Genomic DNA, 22,909 nt, shown 5'->3' with positions numbered 1-22,909 from the left:
GGAGCCCCCAAATGGCCGTCCAGCAAAACAAGAAGTCGCCTTCCAAGCGCGGCATGCACCGTTCCCACAACGCCCTGAACGTGCCGGGCCTGGCCGTGGAGCCGACCACCGGCGAAACGCACCTGCGCCACCACGTGAGCCCGACCGGCTTCTACCGCGGTCGCAAGGTCCTGAAGACCAAGAACGAAGGCTGACGCATCCCGTGCGCCACCGAAAGGCCCGCCCCGTGCGGGCCTTTTCTTTACAGTTGAGCCCATGACGACTCTGGCTGTCGATTGCATGGGGGGCGACCACGGACCCCGCGTCACGCTCGCCGCGTGCCGCCGTTTCCTCGACCTCCACGCCGATGCGCGGCTGCTCCTGGTTGGCCAGCCCGAGGCGCTGCGCGGATTCGCCCATGAGCGGGCGAGCATCGTTGCCGCGAGCGAAGTGGTGGCGATGGACGATTCGGTCGAGGTCGCGCTGCGGCGCAAGAAGGACTCGTCGATGCGCGTGGCCATCCAGCAGGTCAAGGACAGCGCCGCCCAGGCCGCCGTGTCGGCCGGCAACACCGGCGCGCTCATGGGGCTGGCGCGCTACGTGCTGAAGACCGTCGACGGCATCGACCGCCCCGCCATCGCCTATCCGCTGCCCAATGCGCGCGGCGGCGCGACGACGGTGCTGGATCTCGGCGCCAACGTCGACTGCACCGAGCATCACCTGCTGCAGTTCGCCGTGCTCGGCTCCGCGCTCGTGGCCGCGCTGAGCGACAACGACAACCCCACCGTGGGCCTGCTGAACATCGGCGAAGAGGCCATCAAGGGCAGCGAGGTCATCAAGCGCGCGGGCGAACTCCTGCGAGCGGCGGGCGCTGCGGGCGACCTCAACTTCCACGGCAACGTGGAGGGCAACGACATCTACAAGGGCACCACCGACATCGTGGTGTGCGACGGCTTCGTCGGCAACGTGGCCCTCAAGGCGAGCGAGGGGCTCGCGTCGATGATCGGCGGGTTCCTGCGCGAGGAGTTCTCGCGCAATCCGCTGACGAAGCTCGCGGCGCTCGCGGTCTATCCCATCCTTTCTTCCTTCAAGCGGCGCGTGGATTACCGCCGCTACAACGGCGCGGCGCTGCTCGGCCTGCGGGGCCTCGTATTCAAGAGCCACGGTTCGGCCGACGAGTTTGCCTTCGAGCAGGCCCTCAACCGGGCGTATGATGCGGCCCGAAACAACCTGCTCGAGCGGGTGCAGGCGCGCATCGCCCATGCCCGGCCCCTGCTGGTCGGACCCGGTGCCGAAGCCCCCGCGCCGGAAACGGCCACACACTGAATGACCAGATACTCCCGCATCACAGGCACCGGCAGCTACCTGCCGCCACGCAGGGTCACCAATGCCGAGCTCGCCGCCGAACTCAGCGGCCGCGGCATCGAGACCTCCGACGAATGGATCGTGGAGCGCACCGGCATCCGCGCGCGCCACTTCGCCGCGCCCGACGTGACGGCGAGCGACCTGGGCGCGCAGGCCGCGCGGCAGGCGCTCGACGCGGCGGGGCTGCCCGCCAGCCAGATCGACCTCATCATCGTCGCCACGTCCACGCCCGACATGGTGTTTCCGTCGGCCGCCTGCATCCTGCAGAACAAGCTCGGCATCGCGGGCTGCGCGGCGTTCGACGTGCAGGCGGTGTGCAGCGGCTTCGTCTACGCGCTCACCATCGCCGATTCGATGATCCGCTGCGGCGCGGCGCGCAAGGCGCTCGTCATCGGCTCCGAAGTGTTCTCGCGCATCCTCGACTTCGACGACCGCACGACCTGCGTGCTGTTCGGCGACGGCGCGGGCGCCGTGGTGCTCGAGGAATCCGATACGCCGGGCATCCTGGCTTCGGACCTCCATGCGGACGGCAAGCACGTCGGCATCCTTTGCGTGCCGGGTTCCGTGTCCGGCGGCAAGGTGACCGGCACGCCGCTGCTGAAGATGGACGGGCAGGCCGTGTTCAAGCTGGCGGTGGGCGTGCTCGAGAGCGCCGCCCGCGCCACGCTCGCCAAGGCCGGCAAGACCGAGGCCGACATCGACTGGCTCATCCCGCACCAGGCCAACATCCGCATCATGCAGGGAACGGCGAAGAAGCTGAAGCTGCCGATGGAGAAGCTCGTCGTCACGGTCGACCAGCACGGCAACACCTCGGCCGCGTCGATCCCGCTCGCGCTCGATGCCGCCGTGCGCGCCGGCAACGTGAAGAAAGGCGACACGCTCATGCTCGAAGGCGTGGGTGGCGGCTTCACCTGGGGCGCGGTTCTCCTCGACTTCTGAAACACGAACCGTCCATGAAACCATTCGCTTTCGTCTTTCCCGGGCAGGGCTCGCAGGCCGTCGGCATGCTCGACGCCTGGGGCGACCACCCCGCCGTGGCCGAGACGCTCAAAGAGGCGTCGGCCGCGCTCGGCGAGGACATCGCGCGCCTCGTCAAGGAAGGTCCCAAGGAGGCGCTGGCCCTCACGACCAACACCCAGCCGGTCATGCTCGTTGCCGGCGTCGCCGCGTTCCGCGCCTGGAAGGCCGAGGGCGGCCCCGATCCGGTCGTGATGGCGGGCCACTCGCTGGGCGAGTACTCGGCGCTGGTCGCCGCCGGCGTGCTGACGCTCGCGGACGCGGCGCCGCTCGTGCGCTTCCGTGCGCAGGCGATGCAGGAGGCCGTGCCGGTCGGCGCGGGCGCGATGGCCGCGATCCTCGGCATGAATGCGCAGTCCGTCGTGGAAGGCTGCGCGGAGGCGCTGCGCAGCTTCGGGCCGAACAGCGGGGAGGCGGTGGAAGCCGCCAACTTCAACGATCCCGCGCAGACCGTCATCTCGGGCAGCAAGGCCGCGGTCGAGAAGGCATGCGAAGTGCTCAAGGCGAAGGGCGCCAAGCGCGCACTGCCGCTGCCGGTGTCCGCGCCTTTCCATTCGAGCCTGATGAAACCGGCGGCCGAAAAGCTGAGGCAGCGGCTCGCCGAAACGAATTTCGCCGCGCCGCGCATCCCCGTCGTCAACAACATCGAGGTGAAGGTCGAGACCGACGCCGACCGCATCCGCGCTGCGCTCTACGAACAGGCGTTCGGGCCCGTGCGCTGGGTCGAGTGCGTGCAGGCGATCAAGGCGCGCGGCGTCGACCTCATCGTCGAATGCGGCCCGGGCAAGGTGCTTGCGGGCATGGTCAAGCGCATCGACCCCGCGCTCACCGGCGCGGCGATGTTCGACCCGGCGACGCTTGCCGAGGCGAAGGGACTCGTCGCATGACGGACGGCAAGGCACAACAGCAGGTCGCGCTCGTCACGGGCGCTTCGCGCGGCATCGGCGCCGCGATTGCGCAGGAGCTGGCCGCGCGCGGCTACAAGGTCATCGGCACGGCCACCACCGACGACGGCGCGGCCAAGATCGGGGCCGCGCTTTCGAAGCACCCCGGCTCGCGCGGCGCCACGCTCGACGTGAACGACGCCGCCGCCGCCGAGGCGCTGGTCGACGCGGTGGTCAAGGAGCACGGGGCGGTCCATGTGCTCGTGAACAACGCCGGCATCACCCGCGACACGCTGGCGATGCGCATGAAGGACGGCGACTGGGACGCCGTGCTCGACACCAACCTCAAGGCAGTGTTCAGGATGAGCCGCGCCGTCATGCGCACGATGATGAAGCAGCGCTACGGCCGCATCGTGAACATCACGAGCGTGGTCGGCGCCTCCGGCAATGCGGGGCAGGCGAACTACGCGGCGGCCAAGGCCGGCGTGGCCGGCATGACGCGGGCGCTCGCGCGCGAGCTCGGCAGCCGCGGGATCACGGTCAACTGCATCGCGCCCGGCTTCATCGAAACGGACATGACGGCGGCGTTGCCCGAAGATCAGCAGAAGGCGCTGCTCGGCCAGATCCCGCTGGGCCACCTCGGCAAGCCGGCCGACATCGCCAATGCCGTGGCCTGGCTCGCTTCGCGCGAGGCAGGCTATGTGACCGGCCAGGAAATCCATGTCAACGGCGGCATGTTCATGGCCTGACGGCGCTTCGTCCGTCCCCGGCCGCGCGTCGGCCGGAACGTCGGCCGCAGTCTAAAATCCCCGATTCAACCCACAAACCCCCCGAGGGAATCCAAATGAGCGATATCGAAGCACGTGTCAAGAAAATCATCGCCGAGCAGCTCGGCGTGGAGGAGTCCCAGGTCACCAACGAAAAGGCTTTCGTGGCGGACCTCGGCGCGGACTCCCTCGACACGGTCGAGCTGGTGATGGCGCTCGAAGACGAGTTCGGCATCGAGATCCCCGACGAGGACGCCGAGAAGATCACCACCGTGCAGCACGCGATCGACTACGCCCAGCAGCACCAGAAGGCTTAAGGCAGCAATGTCCAATCGTCGGCGCGTCGTCGTCACGGGCTTGGGCTGTGTTTCGCCCGTAGGCAATACGGCGGCCGAGTCCTGGGCCAACCTGCTTGCCGGCCAGTCCGGCATCGACAACATCACCCTGTTCGACGCGAGCAACTTCGCGTGCAGGTTCGCGGGCGAGGTGAAGGGCTTCAAGGTGGGCGACTACATGCCCGAGAAGGAAGCCCGGCACATGGACCGGTTCATCCATCTCGGGGTGGCGGCGGCCGTGCAGGCGGTGGCCGACAGCGGCCTGCCGACCGGCGACGCGCTGGACGACGAGCTGGCCACGCGCATCGGCGTGAACATCGGCGCGGGCATCGGCGGCTTGCCGATGATCGAGCAGCAGCACGCCGAGCTCGTCAATCGCGGCCCGCGGCGCGTGTCGCCGTTCTTCGTCCCGGCTTCGATCATCAACATGGTCTCGGGGCACGTGTCGATCATGTACCGCTTCAAGGGCCCGAACATCGCGGTGGTCACGGCCTGCACGACCGGCCTGCATGCGGTCGGCCTGTCCGCGCGGCTCATCGAGTACGGCGATGCCGACGTGATGATCGCGGGCGGGGCGGAGTCGGCCGTGTCGCCGCTGGGGATCGGCGGCTTCGCATCGTCGCGTGCGCTCTCCACGCGCAACGACGACCCGAAGACGGCCTCGCGCCCCTGGGACCGGGACCGCGACGGTTTCGTCCTGGGCGAAGGCGCGGGCGTGCTGGTGCTCGAGGAGTACGAGCACGCGAAGAAGCGCGGCGCGAAGATCTATGCCGAGGTCGCGGGCTTCGGCATGAGCGCCGACGCGTATCACATGACGGCGCCCGACGTCGACGGGCCGAAGCGCGCGATGGAAGCGGCGCTGCGCAACGCGGAAGTCAACCGTGACGAGGTGCAGTACCTCAACGCGCATGGCACCTCCACGCCGCTCGGCGACGTGAACGAGACCAATGCGATCAAGCTCGCGCTGGGCGACCATGCGAAGAAGATCGTCGTCAACTCCACGAAGTCGATGACCGGGCACCTGCTCGGCGGCGCCGGCGGCATCGAGTCCGTGTTCAGCGTGCTGGCCATCCACCACCAGAAGAGTCCGCCGACCATCAACATCTTCAACCAGGACCCCGCGTGCGACCTGGACTACTGCGCCAATGAGGCGCGCGACCTGAAGATCGACGTGGCGGTGAAGAACAACTTCGGCTTCGGCGGCACCAACGGCACGCTCGTCTTCAAGCGCGTCTGAGCGTTTCGCACCCGCCACTTCCATGCACAGCGCCCCATCGGTGACCTATCCGGTGGGGCGTTCCCGCTTCGCGGCGCGCCTGGCCGCGCTGGTGTGGCTGGCCGCTGCGGCCGGGCAGGTGGCATGGGCGCGGCACACGGAGCCGGGCGGCTGGCGGCAATGGCTGGCGCTCGCTCTCCTCGTCATGGCGGGCGCGCTGGCGGCCGCCGGCTGGCTGCGATCCCCGCGCGGCGAACTCGCATTCGAGCAGGGCGCCTGGCGCTGGCGCGCTGCGACAGGCGCTCGCGGCGCAGGCGAGGGCGCAGGCGCAGGCGACGAGGGCGGCCATGTCACGCTCGCCCTCGACCTGCAGCACCGGATGCTCCTGCGCTGGCGTGGCGAGCGGACCCGCTGGCTGTGGCTGGCGCGCGAAAGTGCGTCGCCGCGGTGGTCCGCGCTGCGCCGTGCGGTATATTCGCGCGCCAGTCCCGAAGAAGCGCCGCCAAGGGCGAAGCCGATGCCGGCGAACCCATGACTCCCCAGCCGCCCGCGCCCGCCCCCTCGCCCGCCGATACCGACCAGATGCTGGTCGAGCGCACGGTCGCGGGCGACCAGCGCGCCTACGAACTCCTGGTCATCAAGTACCAGCGCCGCATCGAACGCCTGATCGGCCGCATGGTGCGCGACACCGACCTGGTCGAGGACATCGCGCAGGAGACCTTCATCCGCGCCTACCGGGCGCTCGCCCAGTTCCGGGGCGAGGCGCAGTTCTATACCTGGCTGTACCGGATTGCCGTCAATACCGCGAAAAAAGCCCTCGTCGACCTCAAGCGGGATCCGCTGGTTTCCGAAAGCGCTTTGCGCGGCGGCGATGATGAAGACGAAACTTCCGGTGTCGAGAATGAACTAACCACGGCGGAAACACCCGAAACGGTATTGGCCGCCAAGGAAATCGCTGCTACGGTCAACTCGGCCATGGAAGCGCTCCCCGAGGAATTGCGGCAGGCGGTCACCCTCCGGGAGATCGAAGGCCTGAGTTACGAAGAGATCGCGGAAGCGATGAATTGCCCGATCGGCACCGTGCGTTCCCGCATTTTCCGGGCGCGCGAGGCGATCTCGGCGAAGGTGAAGCCCCTGCTGGAAAACCAGTCGGGCAAGCGTTGGTGATTCCGCCCGGTTCGCGGGCGGCAAGGTGAACAAGATGGACAGGACGGACACGCGTGAAATGATTTCGGCACTGGCCGACGGCCAGTTGCAAGGGGCTGCGTTCGCGCGGGCGGTCGAAGCCGCGCACGGCGATGCGGCCGCCCGCGAGGCGTGGCGGGACTACCACCTGATCGGCGACGTGCTGCGCTCCGGCGAACTCGCTTCCCATCGTGCGCCGGGCGAGTTCATGGCCCGTTTGCAGGCGCGCCTGCGCGACGAGCCCGGGTTTGCGCCGGTGGCGGCGCCGGCGGCGAAGCCCATCGTCGTGGCGCGCGCCTTGCCCGCCGCGAACGACGGCAGCATGCGCTGGAAGATGGTCGCCGGTGTCGCGTCGGTCGCGGCGGTCGCCGCGTTCACCTGGAACGTCGCGGTGCCTCCGGCCGCGCAGCCTCAGCTCGCCGCCGCGCCCGCCTCCGCGGCGCCGGTCGCCAAGGTCGTGCCGGCCGGCGTGATGATCCGGGACGCGCACATCGACCAGTTGCTGGCTGCCCACCGGCAGCTCGGAGGCGCGACCGCGCTGCAGGCGCCGGCCGGATTCCTGCGCAACGCCACCTTCGAGGGGCCGGCCCGCTAGGGCTCGACGCATGGCCCGGAGCGTCCCTCTCCACCTCGGTTTCGCCGCGCGCTGGCTCCTGGTCCTCTGGGCCGGCGGCGTCGTGGGCCTGGCCGCTGCCCAGGGCACGGGCAAGCACGGCACCGCGCGCGGCGCGGAGCCGCGCGAGCGCACGGTGAGCGAATGGCTGATGCGCATGCACGAAGCCTCGCGCTCGCGCAATTACGTCGGGACCTTCGTCGTGTCGTCCGGCGTCGGCGCGCTGGCCAGCGCGCGCATCTGGCATGCGTGCAAGGGCGATCTGCAGATGGAGCGCGTCGAGTCGCTCACCGGGACGCCGCGCTCGACCTTCCGCCGCGACGACGAGGTGCTCACTTTCCTGCCCGAGCAGCGCGTGGTGCGAAGCGAGCGGCGCGAATCTCTGGGCCTGTTCCCGGACACGCTGCGCGCGCCCGACAGCGGCATCGGCGAGTTCTATGCCGCGCGCCGCACCGGCGGCGAACGGGTCGCCGGCTTCGACGCGGACGTCGTGAACCTCGCGCCCAAGGATGCCCTTCGCTTCGGCTACCGCATCTGGAGCGAGAAGAAGAGCGGCCTCGTCCTGAAGACGCAGACGCTCGACGGCGACGGCAACGTGCTCGAGCAGGCCGCGTTTTCGGAGCTCCAGCTCGATGCGCCGGTGCGCATCGAACGGCTCGCGCAGATGATGGCCGTGCCCGAGGGCTGGCGCGTCGAGAAGCCCGATGCCCACAAGACCACGCCCGCCGCCGAAGGCTGGCAGCTCAAGGCGCCGGTGGCCGGCTACAAGCCGATGAGCTGCTACAAGCGGCCGGCCGAGGGCGCGATGCAGTGGATCTTCTCGGATGGGCTGGCCTCGCTGTCGCTCTTCGTCGAGACCTACGATCCCAAGCGCCACACGCAGGAAGGCGTGTTCGCCTCGGGCGCCACGCACACCTTGTTCCAGCGCGTGCAGGACTGGTGGCTCACCGCCGTGGGCGAGGTGCCGCCCCAGACGCTCAAGGCCTTCGCGCAGAACCTTGAACGACGGCGATAAGCCAATATCTACTGCGTCCAGGAAAAATTTCTCGGGTCCACGGCTGACGCAGAACCATTCGGCGCGGCCGTATTCTCAGCTTCAGGACACTTCTCTTTCTCGCTGAAAGGCCGCCATGCTCCAGATCGATTGGACGAAATTCCGCGCCTATGCGCTCGTCGCTGCCTTGTCGGTGACCGGCGCCGTGGCGCTCATGCCGGCGAAGCCCGTGGTGGCGCAGTCGGCTCCCCAGCCCCGCACCGGCCTGCCCGACTTCACCGACCTGGTGGAGCAGGTGGGTCCCGCCGTGGTCAACATCCGCACCGCGGAGCGTTCGCGCACCGCCGCCGCCGCCGGACCCGGCGGCGCGCCGATGGACGAGGAGATGCAGGAGTTCTTCCGGCGCTTCTTCGGCGTGCCGATGCCCAACAACCCCAACGCGCCGCGCACGCCGCGCACCCCGCGGCCCGAGCGCGACAGCGAGGAGGCCCAGCCGCGCGGCGTGGGCTCCGGCTTCATCGTGAGCGCCGACGGCTTCGTCATGACGAATGCGCACGTGGTCGAAGGCGCCGACGAAGTGATCGTCACGCTCACCGACAAGCGCGAGCTCAAGGCGCGCATCGTCGGCTCGGACAAGCGCACGGACGTCGCGGTCGTGAAGATCGAGGCGACGGGCCTGCCGCACGTGAAGATCGGCGCGATCGACAAGCTGAAGGTCGGCGAGTGGGTGATGGCCATCGGCTCGCCCTTCGGCCTCGACAACACCGTGACCGCGGGCATCGTGAGCGCGAAGCAGCGCGACACGGGCGACTACCTGCCCTTCATCCAGACCGACGTCGCGATCAACCCCGGCAACTCGGGCGGGCCCCTGATCAACCTGCGCGGCGAGGTGGTGGGCATCAACAGCCAGATCTATTCGCGCTCGGGCGGCTTCATGGGCATCTCGTTCGCCATCCCGATCGACGAGGCGATGCGCATCGCCGAGCAGTTGCGCGCGGTGGGCCGCGTGACGCGCGGGCGCATCGGCGTGCAGATCGACCAGGTGTCGAAGGACGTCGCGGAATCCATCGGCCTGGGCCGCGCGCAGGGCGCGCTGGTGCGCAGCGTCGAGAACGGCTCGCCCGCGTCGAACGCGGGTCTCGAGGCCGGCGACATCATCACGAAGTTCAACGGCCAGGCCATCGAGCGCGCGACCGACCTGCCGCGCCAGGTGGGCAACACGAAGCCCGGCAGCCGCGTGAACCTCACCGTGTTCCGCCGCGGCGCGACCCGCGACCTCGCGGTGACCGTGGCCGAACTCGAGCCCGAGCGCACCGCGCGCCGCGGGTCGCAGGAGCCGCAGCAGCAGTCGCGCGCAGCGGCCCCCGCATCGTCGTCGCTCGGCCTCGTCGTCAGCGACCTCAACGAAGCACAGAAGAAGGACCAGAAGATCAAGGGCGGCGTGAAGGTGGACTCCGTCGCGGAGGCCGCAGCGCGCGCGGGCATTCGCGAAGGCGACATCATCGTGGCCATCGGCAACACCGAGGTGCAGAACGCGCGCGAGTTCGAGTCCGCGGTCTCGAAGGCCGACAAGAGCAAGCCCGTGCCGGTGCTCCTGCGCCGCGGCGAGCTGGCCCAGTACCTCCTGATTCGTCCGCAACGGGGTTGAACCTAGGTTTTCAATCGCCCCGCCAAAGCCCCAGCCCCCAGTCGGGTTTGGGGCTTTTTTTCCGCCTGCGGCACCGAAAAAAAGACACCCGGCAAAAGATTTCTCCGGACCGATGTCGGTAGGCGGTCACTAACTTGCTGAAGGGCTAACGATGTTTTTCGATAGAATCCCGCCTGCCGTGCCGCGCATTGCTGCATAACGGCCCCTCCACCCTTCACGATGCGGGATGGTTTTCGCCGACAGGCGGCCGATCCACAGATCGCCCACATGTTGTCCTGACCACTGCCGCCACATTTTGTTGACAAGCTGTGTATAACAATCGAGTTGCGACCCTGCAACGGTCCTGCGCCGGGGGTGGGGCGACTGTACGTCCGGGGCTTTTTGCCTACAATGAAGTTCCAACTATCGCAGTTGCCATAGATTGTTGGTTTAGGGCGCAGCCAGAAACGGCGCGCCCTTTTTTCTTTGTGTGCGCCGTTTGAATTCAATCACTTAAGTGCTCTCGTTGATGAACCACATCAGAAACTTCTCGATCATCGCGCACATCGATCACGGCAAATCGACGCTCGCCGATCGCTTGATCCAGCGTTGCGGCGGACTCTCCGATCGCGAGATGGAAGAGCAGGTGCTCGACTCGATGGACATCGAAAGAGAGCGTGGGATAACCATCAAGGCGCAGACCGCTTCGCTCAAATACAAGGCAAGCGATGGCGTGGTCTACAACCTCAATCTGATCGACACGCCGGGACACGTCGACTTCTCGTACGAAGTCTCGCGCTCGCTCTCCGCATGCGAAGGCGCGCTGCTCGTCGTCGATGCGAGCCAGGGCGTCGAAGCGCAGACCGTCGCCAACTGCTACACCGCGCTCGAGCTCGGCGTCGAAGTCGTGCCGGTGCTGAACAAGATGGATCTGCCGCAGGCCGACCCCGAACGCGCGAAGGAAGAAGTGGAGGACGTGATTGGCATCGACGCGACCGACGCGATTCCGTGCTCCGCGAAAACCGGCATGGGCATCGACGACATCCTCGAGGCCATCGTCGCGCGCATTCCGCCGCCGAAGGGCAATCCCGACGCGCCGCTGCGCGCGATGATCATCGACAGCTGGTTCGACAGCTACGTCGGCGTGGTGATGCTGGTGCGCGTGGTCGACGGCCGCCTCGCGAAGGGCGACCGCATCAAGCTGATGGCGAGCGACACCACCTACGACGCCGACCAGCTCGGCGTGTTCACGCCCGGCAACGAGCCGCGCCCGTCGCTCGAGGCGGGCGAGGTCGGCTTCATCATCGCCGGCATCAAGGAGCTGACGGCGGCGCGCGTGGGCGACACGATCACGCGCATCCGCGCCGGCCAGAGCAACGTCGCGCCCGCCGCCGAGCCGCTGCCCGGCTTCAAGGAAATCCAGCCGCAGGTGTTCGCCGGCCTCTATCCGACCGAGGCGAACCAGTACGACAGCCTGCGCGACAGCCTCGAGAAGCTGAAGCTGAACGACTCGTCGCTGCGCTACGAGCCCGAGGTGAGCCAGGCGCTCGGCTTCGGCTTCCGCTGCGGCTTCCTCGGCCTGCTGCATCTCGAGATCGTGCAGGAGCGGCTCGAGCGCGAGTTCGACCAGGACCTGATCACCACGGCGCCGAGCGTGGTGTACGAGGTGCTGAAGAACGACGGCGAAGTCATCATGGTCGAGAACCCGGCCAAGATGCCCGACGTCGGCCAGATCAACGAGATCCGCGAGCCCATCGTCGTCGTGCATCTCTACATGCCGCAGGAGTACGTGGGCCCGGTCATGACGCTGGCCAACCAGAAGCGCGGCGTGCAGATCAACATGGCCTACCACGGCCGCCAGGTGATGCTCACGTACGAGCTGCCGCTCGGCGAGATCGTGCTCGACTTCTTCGACAAGCTGAAGTCGGTCAGCCGCGGCTACGCGTCGATGGACTACGAGTTCAAGGAATACCGCGCGGCCGACGTCGTGAAGGTCGACATCCTGCTCAACGGCGACCGCGTCGATGCGCTGTCGATCATCGTCCACCGAAGCCAGTCGCAGTACCGCGGGCGGGCCGTGGTGGCGAAGATGCGCGAGATCATCAGCCGGCAGATGTTCGACGTGGCGATCCAGGCCGCGATCGGCTCCAACATCATCGCCCGCGAGAGCATCAAGGCGCTGCGCAAGAACGTGCTGGCAAAATGCTACGGCGGCGACGTCAGCCGCAAGCGCAAGCTCCTCGAAAAACAGAAGGCAGGCAAGAAACGCATGAAGCAGATCGGCTCGGTCGAAGTCCCGCAAGAAGCCTTCCTCGCCATCCTCCAAGTGGAAGACTGATGCAGGCCCTTACCGCCGCGGTCCTCGCAGCCTTCGTCGCCTATGCGGGCGCCTGGTACCTCGAGATGGTGGAGGGCAACTTCGCCCTCCTGTTGTTCCTCGCGACCGTCGTGACCGGCGTGTACTGGATCGCCGAGCGCGTCTATTTCCTGCCGAAGCGGCGCGCCGCGGCGGCGGAGCTCGACGCGCAGGCCGAGGCCCGGCGCGCCAGCCTCGCCGCCCAGGGCATCCGTTCCGGCGACGGCAAGGACGTCGCGGAAGCCCGCGGCCGGCTTCTCATGCAGCCCTGGTGGCTCGACTGGACGGCGGGCCTGTTCCCGGTGATCTGCGCGGTGTTCATCCTGCGCTCGTTCCTCTTCGAGCCCTTCAAGATTCCTTCGGGCTCCATGATCCCGACTCTGCTGGTCGGCGACCTGATCCTGGTCAACAAGTACACCTACGGCCTGCGCCTGCCGGTCGTCAACACCAAGCTCACCGAGGGCACGCCGCCCGCGCGCGGCGACGTGATGGTCTTCCGCTACCCGCCGAAGCCGAGCCTCGACTACATCAAGCGCGTGGTGGGCGTGCCGGGCGACGAGGTGGCCTACCTGAACAAGCGCCTGACCATCAACGGGCAGCCCATCTCCAAGGCGCCGCTGAAGGAGTACTTCGAGGAAGACGCCATGCGCTACTTCAAGCACTTCGAGGAGCAGCTGGGCACGCACAAGCACCGCATCCTCAACGACGACGACCGGCCCGCCTTCGTGCCGGGCGTCGAGGAATTCCAGTTCAAGCAGAATTGCCGCTACAGTGTCGAGGGTGTGACCTGCCGGGTGCCGGCGGGCCACTATTTCGTGATGGGCGACAACCGCGATAATTCGCTCGATTCGCGGTACTGGGGGTTCGTCCCCGACCGCAACATCGTCGGGCGCGCGTTCTTCATCTGGATGAATTTCGGCAATTTCCGGCGCGTCGGCTCGTTCGACTGATCCACGACATCCGGGGGACACAAAGACATGAGGCAACAGGCGAAGTCAGGTCAGCGGGGCGTCTCGTTCATCGGCGTCATCTTCGTGATCGCGGTGCTGGCGTTCGTCGGCCTCGTGGGCGCGCAGGCGTTCCCCACGTACCTCGAGTACCAGTCGGTGCAGAAGGCGGTCAACAAGGCCAAGGAGGGCTCGTCCGTGCCCGAGGTGCGGATAATCTTCGACAAGGCCGCGCAGGTGGACGACATCAAGTCCATCACGGGCAAGGACCTCGACGTCGCCAAGGAAAACGACAAGGTGGTCGTGCGCTTCGCGTACAACAAGGAAATCCACATCTTCGGCCCGGCCTTCCTCCTGCTGAAGTACGCGGGCCAGTCCAAGTAGGGCGCGCCCGGAAACGATGCCGCCGGAGGATCCCCTCGCCGCCTTGCAGGCGCGCTTGCAGCATCGTTTCGCCGAGCCGGCGCTGCTCGCGCGCGCGCTCACCCATCGCAGCTTCTCGTCCGAACACAACGAGCGCCTCGAGTTCCTGGGGGACTCCGTGCTCAATCTCGCCGTCGCGGGCCTGCTGTACCGGCGGCTGCGTGACCTGCCCGAGGGCGACCTCTCTCGCGTTCGCGCGAACCTGGTGAAGCAGGAGACGCTGCACGGCATCGCCTCGTCGCTGGGACTGGGCGCGCTCCTGCGGCTCGGCGAGGGCGAGTCGCGCTCCGGCGGACACCGCCGCCCCTCGATCCTGGCCGATGCGCTCGAGGCGGTCATCGGCGCGGTGCATCTCGATGCCGGCTTCGTCGCGGCCGAGGCGCTGGTGCATCGGCTCTTCGCCGACGTCGAGATCACGCCGCATATGAGCGCGGCGGCCAAGGACCCCAAGACCGAATTGCAGGAGTGGCTGCAAGGGCGCAAGATGAAGCTGCCGATCTATCGCGTGGCCGGCACGCTCGGGGCCGCGCACAAGCAGACCTTCGACGTCGAGTGCGAGGTGAGCGAACTCGGCGTGGCCGAGCGCGGCATCGGCGCGTCGCGCCGCGCCGGCGAACAGGCGGCCGCAGCCGCCATGCTGATGACATTGAAGAGCAGGAAAAAGTGAACGAAGAGGCGAACCCGAAAGCCGGCGACATCGCGGGCCCCGCAGGCGCAGGCGCAGGCGAAGCCGGCGCCTTGCGCTGCGGCATGATCGCCATCGTCGGCAAGCCCAACGTGGGCAAGTCCACGCTGCTGAACGCGCTGGTGGGCCAGAAGGTCAGCATCACCTCGCGCAAGGCGCAGACCACGCGCCACCGCATCACCGGCATCCGCACGGTGGGCGAGACGCAGTTCGTCTTCGTCGACACGCCCGGCTTCCAGACGAAGCACGGGACGGCGCTCAACCGCTCGCTCAACCGCGCGGTGACCGGCGTGGTGGGCGATGTCGACCTGGTTCTGTTCGTCGTCGAGGCGGGGTCGTTCACGCTCGGCGATGCAAAGGTGCTGTCGCTGCTGAAGCCCGGCATTCCCGCGATCCTGCTGGCCAACAAGCTCGACACCATCCACCGCCGCGGCGACATCGCGCCCTGGCTGCGCGACATGCAGGCGCGCCACCCCTTCGCCGAGTTCGTGCCCATGTCCGCGAAGAACGCGAAGGACGTCGAGCGCCTCTTCGCCATCTGCGAAAAGTACCTGCCGCAGCAGCCCTGGTGGTATGGCGAGGACGAACTCACCGACAAGAGCGAGCGCTTCATGGCCGCCGAGGTCGTGCGCGAGAAGCTCTTCCGCCTGACGGGCGAGGAGCTGCCCTACACCTCCACGGTGATCATCGACAAGTTCGACGAGGAGCCGAGCCCGAAGCACAAGCGCTTCCTGAAGATCGCCGCGACCATCGTCGTCGAGCGCGACAGCCACAAGGCGATGGTGATCGGCGAGGGCGGCGAGCGGCTCAAGCGCATCGGCACCGAGGCCCGCACCGAACTCGAGAAGCTGTTCGACGGCAAGGTGTTCCTGCAGATGTGGGTGAAGGTGCGCAGCGGCTGGGCGGACGACGATGCCCGGGTGCGCTCATTCGGCTATGAATAGAGCCCCCACGCTCCCCGCTCCGCGAGGTTCGCTGCCCCCCGAGGGGGCTGGACCGCCTTGGGGCGGCCCGGCGGCGGTCCGGTCGCCATGAAGCGCGTCGGCGCCGAACCCGCCTACGTCCTGCACCGCTACGACTGGAGCGAATCCAGCCTCATCCTCGAGATCCTCACCCGCCACCACGGCCGCGTGGCCGTCGTCGCCAAGGGGGCGAAAAAGCCGAGCTCGAACTTCCGTCCGATCCTGCTGCCGCTGCAGCAGCTCGAGGTCGCCTTCGGCGGCGACGCGGAAATCCGCACGCTGAAGGCCGCGGAATGGGCCGGCGGCCAGGTCATGCCTACCGGCGATGCGCTTCTGGCCGGCTACTACCTCAACGAACTCCTGATGCGCCTGCTGGCAAGGGACGATCCGCACCCCGCGCTGTTCGATGCCTATGCCGGCGCGGTGCATGTGCTGGCCGGCGACCATGCCGAGAGCCTGGAGCCTGCGCTGCGCAGCTTCGAGCTCCTGCTGCTGCGCGAGATCGGGCTGCTGCCGTCGCTGAACCTGCAAACCCTCACGATGGCGCCGCTCGCGGCCGGGGGCCGTTATGCGCTCGTGCCCGAAAGCGGACTGATCGCGATCGCGGACGACGACGCGCGCGCCGCGCTGCACGGCGACCAATGGTCGAGCCTGCAGCGTTCGCTCGACGATGCCGCCCCCTTTTCGTCGACGGTCGCGCAGATCCCGGCTTTCGCCGCCGAACTCAAGCCCATGCTGCGCGCCCTGCTGCACTACCATTGCGGCGTGTCCACGCTGCGCACCCGGCAGATGATGATGGACCTCCAGTCGCTCTAGACCCGCAAATGGCCGCCACCCGACTCTCCGTCAATCTCAACAAGGTCGCGCTCGTGCGCAATACGCGGCACCTCGGCATTCCGAGCGTCGCGCGCGCCGCGGCGCTGTGCCTGCAGGCGGGCGCGCACGGCATCACGGTTCATCCGCGGCCCGACGAGCGCCACATCCGCGCGAGCGACGTCCGCGAGCTCGCCGCGCTGCTAAAGCGCGACTGGCCGGGCGTGGAGTTCAACATCGAGGGCAATCCCTTCCACAACCTCATGGCCTTCGTGCGTGAGCTGCGGCCCCACCAATGCACCTTCGTGCCCGACGGCGAAGGCCAGTTCACGAGCGACCACGGCTGGGACCTCGCGAAGGACGGCGAGCGCGTGAAGCCGCTCGTCGCCGAGGCGAAGGCGCTCGGCGTGCGCGTGAGCCTCTTCATGGACGCCGACGCCGCCGCGATGCCGCTCGCCAGGGCCGTGGGCGCCGACCGCGTGGAGCTCTACACCGAGCCGTATGCGGCCTCGTTCGGCAGGCCCGGGAACGAGGCGGTCCTGCGGCGGTTCGCCGACGCGGCGCGTGCCGCGCAGGCCGCGGGCCTCGGCGTCAATGCCGGCCACGATCTCAACCGCGACAACCTGCCCGATTTCGTGCGCGCCGTGCCGAACGTGCTGGAAGTGTCCATCGGCCATGCCCTCGTCGCCGACGCGCTGGAGCTCGGCTATGCCGACACGGTGCGGCGCTACGTCGCGGCGCTGTCCGCATGATCTACGGCATCGGCACCGACATCTGCGACGTGCGGCGCATCCGCGCCTCCCTCGAGCGGCATGGCGACCGCTTCGCCGAGCGCATCCTCGCCGAGGGCGAGCTCGCCACCTGGCGCGCCCGCGGCGCGCGCTGGCCGGAGCGCGGCGTGCGCTACGTCGCCACGCGCTTCTCGGCGAAGGAGGCTTTCAGCAAGGCCGTGAAGATGGGCATGCGCATGCCCATGACCTGGCGCTCCTGCGAGATTGCGAAGCTCGCGAGCGGCGAGCCGACCATCGTGCTGCACGGCGCGCTGAAGCAGTGGTTCGACGCGCGCGGCCTCGTTGCGCACGTGAGCGTCACCGACGAAAGCGATTACGCCGCGAGTTTCGTGGTGGTGGAAACGAAGACATGAACACACACGCCCCTCTCATCATCGACGTCGCCGGGCTCGCGCTCACGGACGTCGACCGCGAACGCCTCGCCGATCCGCTGGTCGGCGGCATGATCCTGTTCGGCCGCAACTGGAAGGACCGCGACCAGCTCTCCCGCCTGTGCGCCGAGGTCAAGGGCGTGCGCGACGACCTGCTGATCTGCGTCGACCACGAGGGCGGCCGCGTGCAGCGCTTCCGCACCGACGGCTTCACCCACCTGCCGCCCATGCGCAGCCTGGGCGAGATGTGGATGAAGGACGCGATGCAGGCGACGAACGCTGCATCGGCCTGCGGCTACGTGCTGGCGGCGGAGTTGCGGGCGTGCGGCGTGGACTTCAGCTTCGCACCGGTGCTCGACCTCGATTGGGGAGCGAGCGGCGTGATCGGGGACCGCGCCTTCCACAAGGACGCACGGGTCGCGGCGCTGCTCGCCAAGAGCGTCATGCACGGCATGCTGCAGGCCGGCATGGCGAACTGCGGCAAGCATTTCCCCGGCCACGGCTTCGTCAAGGCCGATTCGCACATCGCGATTCCGGTCGACACGCGCAGCCTGAAGAACATCCTGGCCGACGATGCCATGCCCTACGGCTGGCTCAGCACCTCGCTCACCGGCGTGATGCCGGCGCACGTCGTCTATCCGAAGGTCGACAAGCGCCCCGCCGGCTTCTCGTCGAAATGGCTCAACGACATCCTGCGGGGCCAGCTCGGCTTCCAGGGCGCGATCTTCAGCGACGACCTGAGCATGGCGGGCGCCAAGCAGATCGAGGGTCGCGAAGTCACCTATGCCGAAGCCGCGGTGGCGGCGCTGGGGGCCGGCTGCGACCTCGTCCTGCTGTGCAACGAATCGGCGCAGTCGGGCGGCAAGGGGATCGACGTGACGCTCGAAGCGCTCGCGCAGATGGGGGTCGCGGGCGACTGGACGGCGAGCGAGCGCAGCGAGCAGCGCCGCCTGGCGCTGCTGCCCACCTCGATCGCGCCGTCGTGGGATGCCTTGATGTCCGACCCCGTGTACATGCACGCGCTCGAACTGATCCCCTGAGCGGCCCGGTCAGCTCTCCCGGCGCAGGGCCGGGAACAGGATCACGTCGCGGATGCTCGGGCTGTCGGTCAGCAGCATCATCAGCCGGTCGATCCCGATGCCGCAGCCGCCCGCGGGCGGCATGCCGTACTCGAGCGCACGCACGAAGTCGTGGTCGTAGAACATCGCTTCGTCGTCGCCCGAGTCCTTGGCGCTCACCTGCGCATGGAAGCGCGCGGCCTGGTCCTCGGCATCGTTCAGCTCCGAGAAGCCGTTGGCGATCTCGCGGCCGGTGATGTAGAGCTCGAAGCGCTCCGTCACTTCGGGGCGCTCGTCGTTCGCGCGCGCGAGCGGCGAGATCTCGGTGGGGTGCTCCATGATGAAGGTCGGCTGCCAGAGCTTCTCCTCGACCTTCTCCTCGAAGTAGAGGACCTGCAGGCCCGCCAGCGTGCGCTGCGAGAGGCGGTTCTTCTCTTCGGTCAGGCGGATCTTGCGCAGCGCATTCACCAGCCACTCGCGATCGTCGACGTTGTCGCCGGCCTCGGTGTGCTTCAGGATCGCCTCGCGGATGGTCAGGCGCTCGAAGGGCTTGGCCAGGTCGACCGGCTGGCCGCCGTAGGTGAGGGCGAGCGTGCCCACCGACTTCTGGGCCGCGTCGCGCAGGAGCTGCTCGGTGAAATCCATCAGGTCGCGGTAATCCCAGTAGGCCGCGTAGAACTCCATCATCGTGAACTCGGGGTTGTGCCTCACCGAGATGCCTTCGTTGCGGAAGTTGCGGTTGATCTCGAACACGCGCTCGAAGCCGCCCACGAGCAGGCGCTTGAGATACAGCTCCGGCGCGATGCGCATGTACATCTGCTGGTCGAGCGCGTTGTGGTGCGTGACGAAGGGCTTGGCATTCGCGCCGCCGGGAATGGGGTGCAGCATCGGCGTCTCGACCTCGAGGAAGCCGGCCGCGACCATGAACTCGCGAATGCCCGACATCGCCTTGCTGCGGGCGACGAAGCGCTGGCGCGCGGCGTCGTCCATCATCAGGTCGACGTAGCGCTGGCGGTACTTCAGCTCCTGGTCGGCGACGCCGTGGAACTTGTCGGGGAGCGGCCGCAGGTTCTTGGTGAGCAGGCGGACCTTCGTGGCATGCACGCTGAGCTCGCCCGTCCGGGTCTTGAACATCGTGCCCTCGACGCCGAGGATGTCGCCCAGGTCCCAGTGCTTGAAGGCGGCGTAGGAAGCCTCGCCGACGGAGTCGCGCTGGACGTAGATCTGGATCTGCCCGCTCTGGTCGTGCAGCGTCGCGAAGCTCGCCTTGCCCATGACGCGCTTCAGGCGCATGCGGCCGGCGATCTTCGCCGGGATCTTCGCGGCCTCGAGCTGCGGCGCATCCGTCTCGCCGTGGACGCGGTGCAGTTCGGCCGCGGTGTCCGTCGGCTTGAAGTCGTTCGGGAAGGCGGGGCCCGCGCCGGAATTCTGCAGCTCGCGGATGCCGCGCAGCTTCTCGCGGCGCTCGGCGATGAGCTGGTTCTCGTCGACGGGGGCGGCGTCGGCTTCGGCGGCGGATTTGTTCTTGTCGGACATCGGGGGGCGGGCGCGAAAGGCGCATGGGGGAGGCGAGCCCTCCATTTTAGGGGGGCGTCCCCTCCCCTCGATAATCGCGGCCATGTTCCTGAAAGCGGGTGCGGTGTCGCTGGGCTTGCTCCTCGCGAGCCGCTTGTTCGGCCTCTTGCGCGAGAGTGCGCAGGCCGCCGCCTTCGGCGCGACGGGTGCGGCCGACGTGGCCGTCCTGATGCTCACGCTGCCGGACTGGATCGCGGGCGTCGTGGCGAGCGGGGCGCTGGCCTATGTGCTGCTGCCCGCCTGGGCGCGGCAGGCGAGGCCGGAGGTCGAGGCGGTCCAGCGCAACGTCATGCTCGTGCTGCTGGGGCTGGGGCTCGTGCTCGGTTTGCTGCTGCTGGTCGCGCACCGGCAGGCGCTGGCCTTGCTGGCGCCGGGCCTGTCGATCTTCTGGCGGCTGGTGGCCGGCGAGTTGCTGGTGTGGGCGGCGCTGGCCATTCCGCTGGCGCTGCTGGCGGCGCTGTGGGCCACGCGCCTGCAGCACGAGCGGGACTTCGCGGGCATGTATGGCGCGAATCTGGTCGTCAACGGCGTGCTGGTCGCGGTGCTGCTGTGGGCGGGGCGGGTGTCGAGCTTCTATGTGCTCGGCATGGGGCTGGTGGCGGCCATGGTGTTGCGGCTCGCATGGTTGCAGTGGCGCCTGAGGACCGCGAACAAGGAAGCCCTGGATTCCCGCCTGCGCGGGAATGACGAGGCCCGGCCGCGCGCCTCCCTCTGGCTCTGGGCCGCGCTCTCCGCAGGCCTGCCTCTCGCCTTGCCCTTCGTCGCCCGCTCCATCGCCTCGCAACACGGCGAAGGCGCGCTCGCCACCTTCAACTACGCCTGGAAGCTCGTGGAGCTGCCCCTGATGCTCGCCGTGCAGCTCGTGGCGACGCTTGCCTTCCCGCACATCGCACGGGCCATCGCCTCCGGCGGCGACGCCGTTCGACCCGTGCGCACCGCGATGGCGCTCGCCTGGACGCTCGCCGCCGCCGCCGCAGCGGGTCTGCTGCTTGCCGCGCCCGCGATTGCGCAGATCCTCTTCGGCTGGGGCCGCATGCAGCCCGAAAGCCTGGCCCAGGTCGCGCAATGGGGCCGTGCCGGCGCGTGGGGCCTGCTGCCGCAGGCCGCGATCGCGGTGGGGCTCACCGTGCTCGCGTCCATCGGCCGCATGCGTCCCGCCGTGATCGCGTACGCGGCCGCGCTCGGCGTGCTTCTGGCCACGGGCGTCGCCGGCTGGAGCCACGGCGCGCTCGTGATGGTGCTGATGAACGTGCTCTTCGCGACCGTCGCCCTCGTCGTGCTCGCCTCGATGCGGATGCGGCTGCGCGACGCGTTGCCGCTGCGCGCGATGGGCGTGTCGACACTGCTCGTCGGGGTCTGCCAGGTCCTGCACTTCGCGGGCGTGCTGCGCGGTGTCGCGCCCGTGTTCCAGGTTGCCGCCGCGCTCGCCGCCGCGGCCCTGGTCCTGGGCATCACGGCCCGTGCCAGCCCCGAGTTGCGCGCGGCCCTGCGGCGATAATCCGCTGTGCTCGAACTGATCCAGATCACGAACGACCCGGCGTTCGCGCGGCGCTGCGACGCCAGCGAAGGCTTTCGCCTGTTCGTCGACCTCGAGCGGCTCGGCAAGGCCGAGCGGCAGGCGGGCCGCAACACCTTCATCAGCGCGCACGACATCGCGGACGTCGGCCGCGTCCGCGAAGTCCTGCGGCGCTCGCGCCTCATGGTCCGCGTCAATCCGCTGCACGAAGGCACCGCCGCCGAACTCGATGCGGTGCTCGCCCAGCATCCGCATCTGCTGATGCTGCCCATGTTCACGCGCGCCGACGAAGTGCGCGAGTTCGCGCGCCTCGTCGCGGGGCGCGTGCGCTTCGTGGCCCTGCTCGAGACGGCGGGCGCGCTCGCGACGCTCGACGAATGGATCGCCACGCCCGGCATCGAGGAAGTGTTCGTGGGCCTCAACGACCTGCATCTCTCGCTGGGCTGCCGCTTCATGTTCGAGCCGCTGGCGCAGGGCCTCGTCGACCGCGTGGCGGACGTCGCGCGGCGGGCCGGCAAGCGTTTCGGTTTCGGGGGCATCGCCCGCCTCGACGAGGGGCTGCTGCCCGGGCGCGACGTGCTCGCCGAGCACCTGCGGCTCGGCTCGAACTCGGTCATCCTCTCGCGCACGTTCCACCGTGCCGATGCGTCGACCGTGTTCGAGGACGAAGTGGCGGCGCTGCGCGCGGCCGAGCGCGAACTGGCGCTGCGCAGTCCCGGCGACGAAGCGGCGGACCGGGGGCGGATTCGCGAACGCATCGAAGCCATCGCGCGCGAACTCGGGCCGCGGGGATGATTCGGGCGGGCGACGCCGAAGCAGGCGCGGCGCCAGCGTGGGCTATGCGCGCCATGGCCGCCGCATGAAGCGCGCGATGGACGTCCTGCTGTCGCTGCTCGCGCTGGCGGCGCTGTCGCCGGTCCTCGTGGCGGCGGCGCTCGCGATCGCGTGGGAGGACGGTCGCCCCGTCTTCTTCCGCCAGATCCGCGTCGGGCGCGGCGGGCGCGAGTTCGGCATGTTCAAGTTTCGCAGCATGGTGAAGAACGCCGCGGCCATCGGACCGTATTTCACGGCCGGCGACGACCCGCGCATCACGCGCGTCGGCCGGCTCCTTCGGCGAACCAGCATCGACGAGTTGCCGCAGCTGCTCAACGTGCTGCGCGGCGACATGAGCCTCGTCGGCCCGCGGCCCGACGTGCCCGCGCAGCGTTCGCTCTACACCGAGGCCGACTGGGCCGTGCGATGCAGCGTCCGGCCCGGCCTGACCGGGCTCGCGCAGGCGGAACTGCGTTCGGAGGCGACGCCCGAGCAGCGCCTCGCGCTGGACCTTCGGTATGCGCGGGAGCACGACGTGCGCATGGACCTGTGCATCATGGCCCGCACGGTGGGCCGCCTGGCCGGCCGCGGCGCGAACTAGCACACCAGGACGGAAA

The 22,909-nt window shown here is 68.7% G+C and carries 25 protein-coding genes; 24 read left to right on the top strand and 1 reads right to left on the bottom strand.

What is annotated here, in order from left to right; genetic code table 11:
• The first annotated feature begins 11 nt into the window (after positions 1-11).
• The 21 genes from rpmF to nagZ all read left to right on the top strand — a co-directional run bounded on the left by rpmF (position 12) and on the right by nagZ (position 18,370).
• The gene (rpmF, locus tag AB7E83_RS20225; RefSeq protein WP_428572601.1) at positions 12-194 is read left to right on the top strand and encodes a 50S ribosomal protein L32; all 183 of its coding nucleotides are present in this window, start codon (positions 12-14) and stop codon (positions 192-194) included.
• Positions 195-255: 61 nt separating this feature from the next.
• Positions 256-1,305, top strand: a complete 1,050-nt coding sequence (gene plsX / locus AB7E83_RS20220; RefSeq protein ID WP_428572600.1) for a phosphate acyltransferase PlsX — start codon at positions 256-258, stop codon at positions 1,303-1,305.
• The gene (locus tag AB7E83_RS20215; RefSeq protein ID WP_428572599.1) at positions 1,306-2,283 is read left to right on the top strand and encodes a beta-ketoacyl-ACP synthase III; all 978 of its coding nucleotides are present in this window, start codon (positions 1,306-1,308) and stop codon (positions 2,281-2,283) included.
• A gap of 14 nt (positions 2,284-2,297) precedes the next feature.
• Positions 2,298-3,248: an ACP S-malonyltransferase gene (fabD, locus tag AB7E83_RS20210; RefSeq protein ID WP_428572598.1), complete on the top strand. Its 951-nt coding sequence runs from the start codon at positions 2,298-2,300 to the stop codon at positions 3,246-3,248.
• Positions 3,245-3,994, top strand: a complete 750-nt coding sequence (gene fabG, locus AB7E83_RS20205) for a 3-oxoacyl-ACP reductase FabG (RefSeq protein WP_428572597.1) — start codon at positions 3,245-3,247, stop codon at positions 3,992-3,994. The genes fabD and fabG overlap by 4 nt, the downstream gene beginning before the upstream one ends.
• Positions 3,995-4,089: 95 nt before the next feature.
• The gene (acpP, locus tag AB7E83_RS20200; RefSeq protein WP_428572596.1) at positions 4,090-4,329 is read left to right on the top strand and encodes an acyl carrier protein; all 240 of its coding nucleotides are present in this window, start codon (positions 4,090-4,092) and stop codon (positions 4,327-4,329) included.
• Positions 4,330-4,336: 7 nt separating this feature from the next.
• Positions 4,337-5,584: a beta-ketoacyl-ACP synthase II gene (gene fabF / locus AB7E83_RS20195; RefSeq protein ID WP_428572595.1), complete on the top strand. Its 1,248-nt coding sequence runs from the start codon at positions 4,337-4,339 to the stop codon at positions 5,582-5,584.
• 22 nt (positions 5,585-5,606) lie between these two features.
• Positions 5,607-6,098, top strand: a complete 492-nt coding sequence (locus tag AB7E83_RS20190) for a hypothetical protein (protein WP_428572594.1) — start codon at positions 5,607-5,609, stop codon at positions 6,096-6,098.
• Positions 6,095-6,730, top strand: coding sequence for an RNA polymerase sigma factor RpoE (gene rpoE, locus AB7E83_RS20185; RefSeq protein WP_428572593.1), 636 nt, complete (start codon positions 6,095-6,097; stop codon positions 6,728-6,730). Before AB7E83_RS20190 ends, rpoE begins: the two co-directional genes overlap by 4 nt.
• A 58-nt stretch (positions 6,731-6,788) precedes the next feature.
• Positions 6,789-7,343, top strand: a complete 555-nt coding sequence (locus tag AB7E83_RS20180) for a sigma-E factor negative regulatory protein (protein ID WP_428572592.1) — start codon at positions 6,789-6,791, stop codon at positions 7,341-7,343.
• Between the two features lie 10 nt (positions 7,344-7,353).
• A complete protein-coding gene (locus AB7E83_RS20175) occupies positions 7,354-8,376 on the top strand; it encodes a MucB/RseB C-terminal domain-containing protein (protein ID WP_428572591.1) in 1,023 nt (340 codons plus the stop codon).
• 115 nt (positions 8,377-8,491) lie between these two features.
• Entirely contained in the window at positions 8,492-10,003 is a 1,512-nt protein-coding gene (locus AB7E83_RS20170; RefSeq protein WP_428572590.1) for a DegQ family serine endoprotease, read from the top strand.
• Between the two features lie 508 nt (positions 10,004-10,511).
• Positions 10,512-12,320, top strand: a complete 1,809-nt coding sequence (gene lepA / locus AB7E83_RS20165; RefSeq protein WP_428572589.1) for a translation elongation factor 4 — start codon at positions 10,512-10,514, stop codon at positions 12,318-12,320.
• On the top strand, positions 12,320-13,288 hold the full coding sequence (gene lepB, locus AB7E83_RS20160) for a signal peptidase I (protein ID WP_428572588.1): 969 nt from the start codon (positions 12,320-12,322) through the stop codon (positions 13,286-13,288). The genes lepA and lepB overlap by 1 nt, the downstream gene beginning before the upstream one ends.
• A gap of 27 nt (positions 13,289-13,315) precedes the next feature.
• Positions 13,316-13,669 carry a DUF4845 domain-containing protein gene (locus AB7E83_RS20155; RefSeq protein ID WP_428572587.1) on the top strand — a complete coding sequence of 118 codons (354 nt, stop codon included), beginning with the start codon at positions 13,316-13,318 and terminating at the stop codon, positions 13,667-13,669.
• Positions 13,670-13,685: 16 nt separating this feature from the next.
• Positions 13,686-14,375 (top strand): ribonuclease III, encoded by a 690-nt coding sequence (rnc, locus tag AB7E83_RS20150; RefSeq protein WP_428572586.1) that lies wholly within the window; start codon positions 13,686-13,688, stop codon positions 14,373-14,375.
• Positions 14,376-14,404: 29 nt separating this feature from the next.
• Complete coding sequence (era, locus tag AB7E83_RS20145; RefSeq protein WP_428572622.1) at positions 14,405-15,337, top strand: GTPase Era; 933 nt, start codon at positions 14,405-14,407, stop codon at positions 15,335-15,337.
• Positions 15,338-15,424: 87 nt separating this feature from the next.
• Entirely contained in the window at positions 15,425-16,171 is a 747-nt protein-coding gene (recO, locus tag AB7E83_RS20140) for a DNA repair protein RecO (RefSeq protein WP_428572585.1), read from the top strand.
• An 8-nt stretch (positions 16,172-16,179) separates the two neighbouring features.
• Positions 16,180-16,920 carry a pyridoxine 5'-phosphate synthase gene (locus AB7E83_RS20135; protein ID WP_428572584.1) on the top strand — a complete coding sequence of 247 codons (741 nt, stop codon included), beginning with the start codon at positions 16,180-16,182 and terminating at the stop codon, positions 16,918-16,920.
• Positions 16,917-17,312, top strand: a complete 396-nt coding sequence (gene acpS / locus AB7E83_RS20130) for a holo-ACP synthase (protein WP_428572583.1) — start codon at positions 16,917-16,919, stop codon at positions 17,310-17,312. The genes AB7E83_RS20135 and acpS overlap by 4 nt, the downstream gene beginning before the upstream one ends.
• Positions 17,309-18,370, top strand: a complete 1,062-nt coding sequence (nagZ, locus tag AB7E83_RS20125; RefSeq protein WP_428572582.1) for a beta-N-acetylhexosaminidase — start codon at positions 17,309-17,311, stop codon at positions 18,368-18,370. Before acpS ends, nagZ begins: the two co-directional genes overlap by 4 nt.
• Before the next feature lie 9 nt (positions 18,371-18,379).
• Here nagZ and lysS read toward each other — a convergent pair whose 3' ends face one another.
• Positions 18,380-19,924, bottom strand: a complete 1,545-nt coding sequence (gene lysS / locus AB7E83_RS20120) for a lysine--tRNA ligase (RefSeq protein ID WP_428572581.1) — start codon at positions 19,922-19,924, stop codon at positions 18,380-18,382.
• A gap of 82 nt (positions 19,925-20,006) precedes the next feature.
• Between lysS and AB7E83_RS20115 the strand changes: the two genes are divergently transcribed.
• The 3 genes from AB7E83_RS20115 (at position 20,007) to AB7E83_RS20105 (ending at position 22,893) form a co-directional block, all read left to right on the top strand.
• Positions 20,007-21,461, top strand: a complete 1,455-nt coding sequence (locus tag AB7E83_RS20115; RefSeq protein WP_428572580.1) for a lipid II flippase MurJ — start codon at positions 20,007-20,009, stop codon at positions 21,459-21,461.
• 6 nt (positions 21,462-21,467) lie between these two features.
• A complete protein-coding gene (locus AB7E83_RS20110; RefSeq protein ID WP_428572579.1) occupies positions 21,468-22,274 on the top strand; it encodes an aldolase/citrate lyase family protein in 807 nt (268 codons plus the stop codon).
• Positions 22,275-22,338: 64 nt separating this feature from the next.
• The gene (locus AB7E83_RS20105) at positions 22,339-22,893 is read left to right on the top strand and encodes a sugar transferase (RefSeq protein ID WP_428572578.1); all 555 of its coding nucleotides are present in this window, start codon (positions 22,339-22,341) and stop codon (positions 22,891-22,893) included.
• The last annotated feature ends 16 nt before the right edge of the window (positions 22,894-22,909 follow it).

This window comes from Ramlibacter sp., from assembly GCF_050250995.1.
Classification (GTDB): domain Bacteria; phylum Pseudomonadota; class Gammaproteobacteria; order Burkholderiales; family Burkholderiaceae_C; genus Ramlibacter.
The sequence above is the reverse complement of the archived record's forward strand: the minus strand, read 5'-3'. Positions and strand labels throughout refer to the sequence as shown.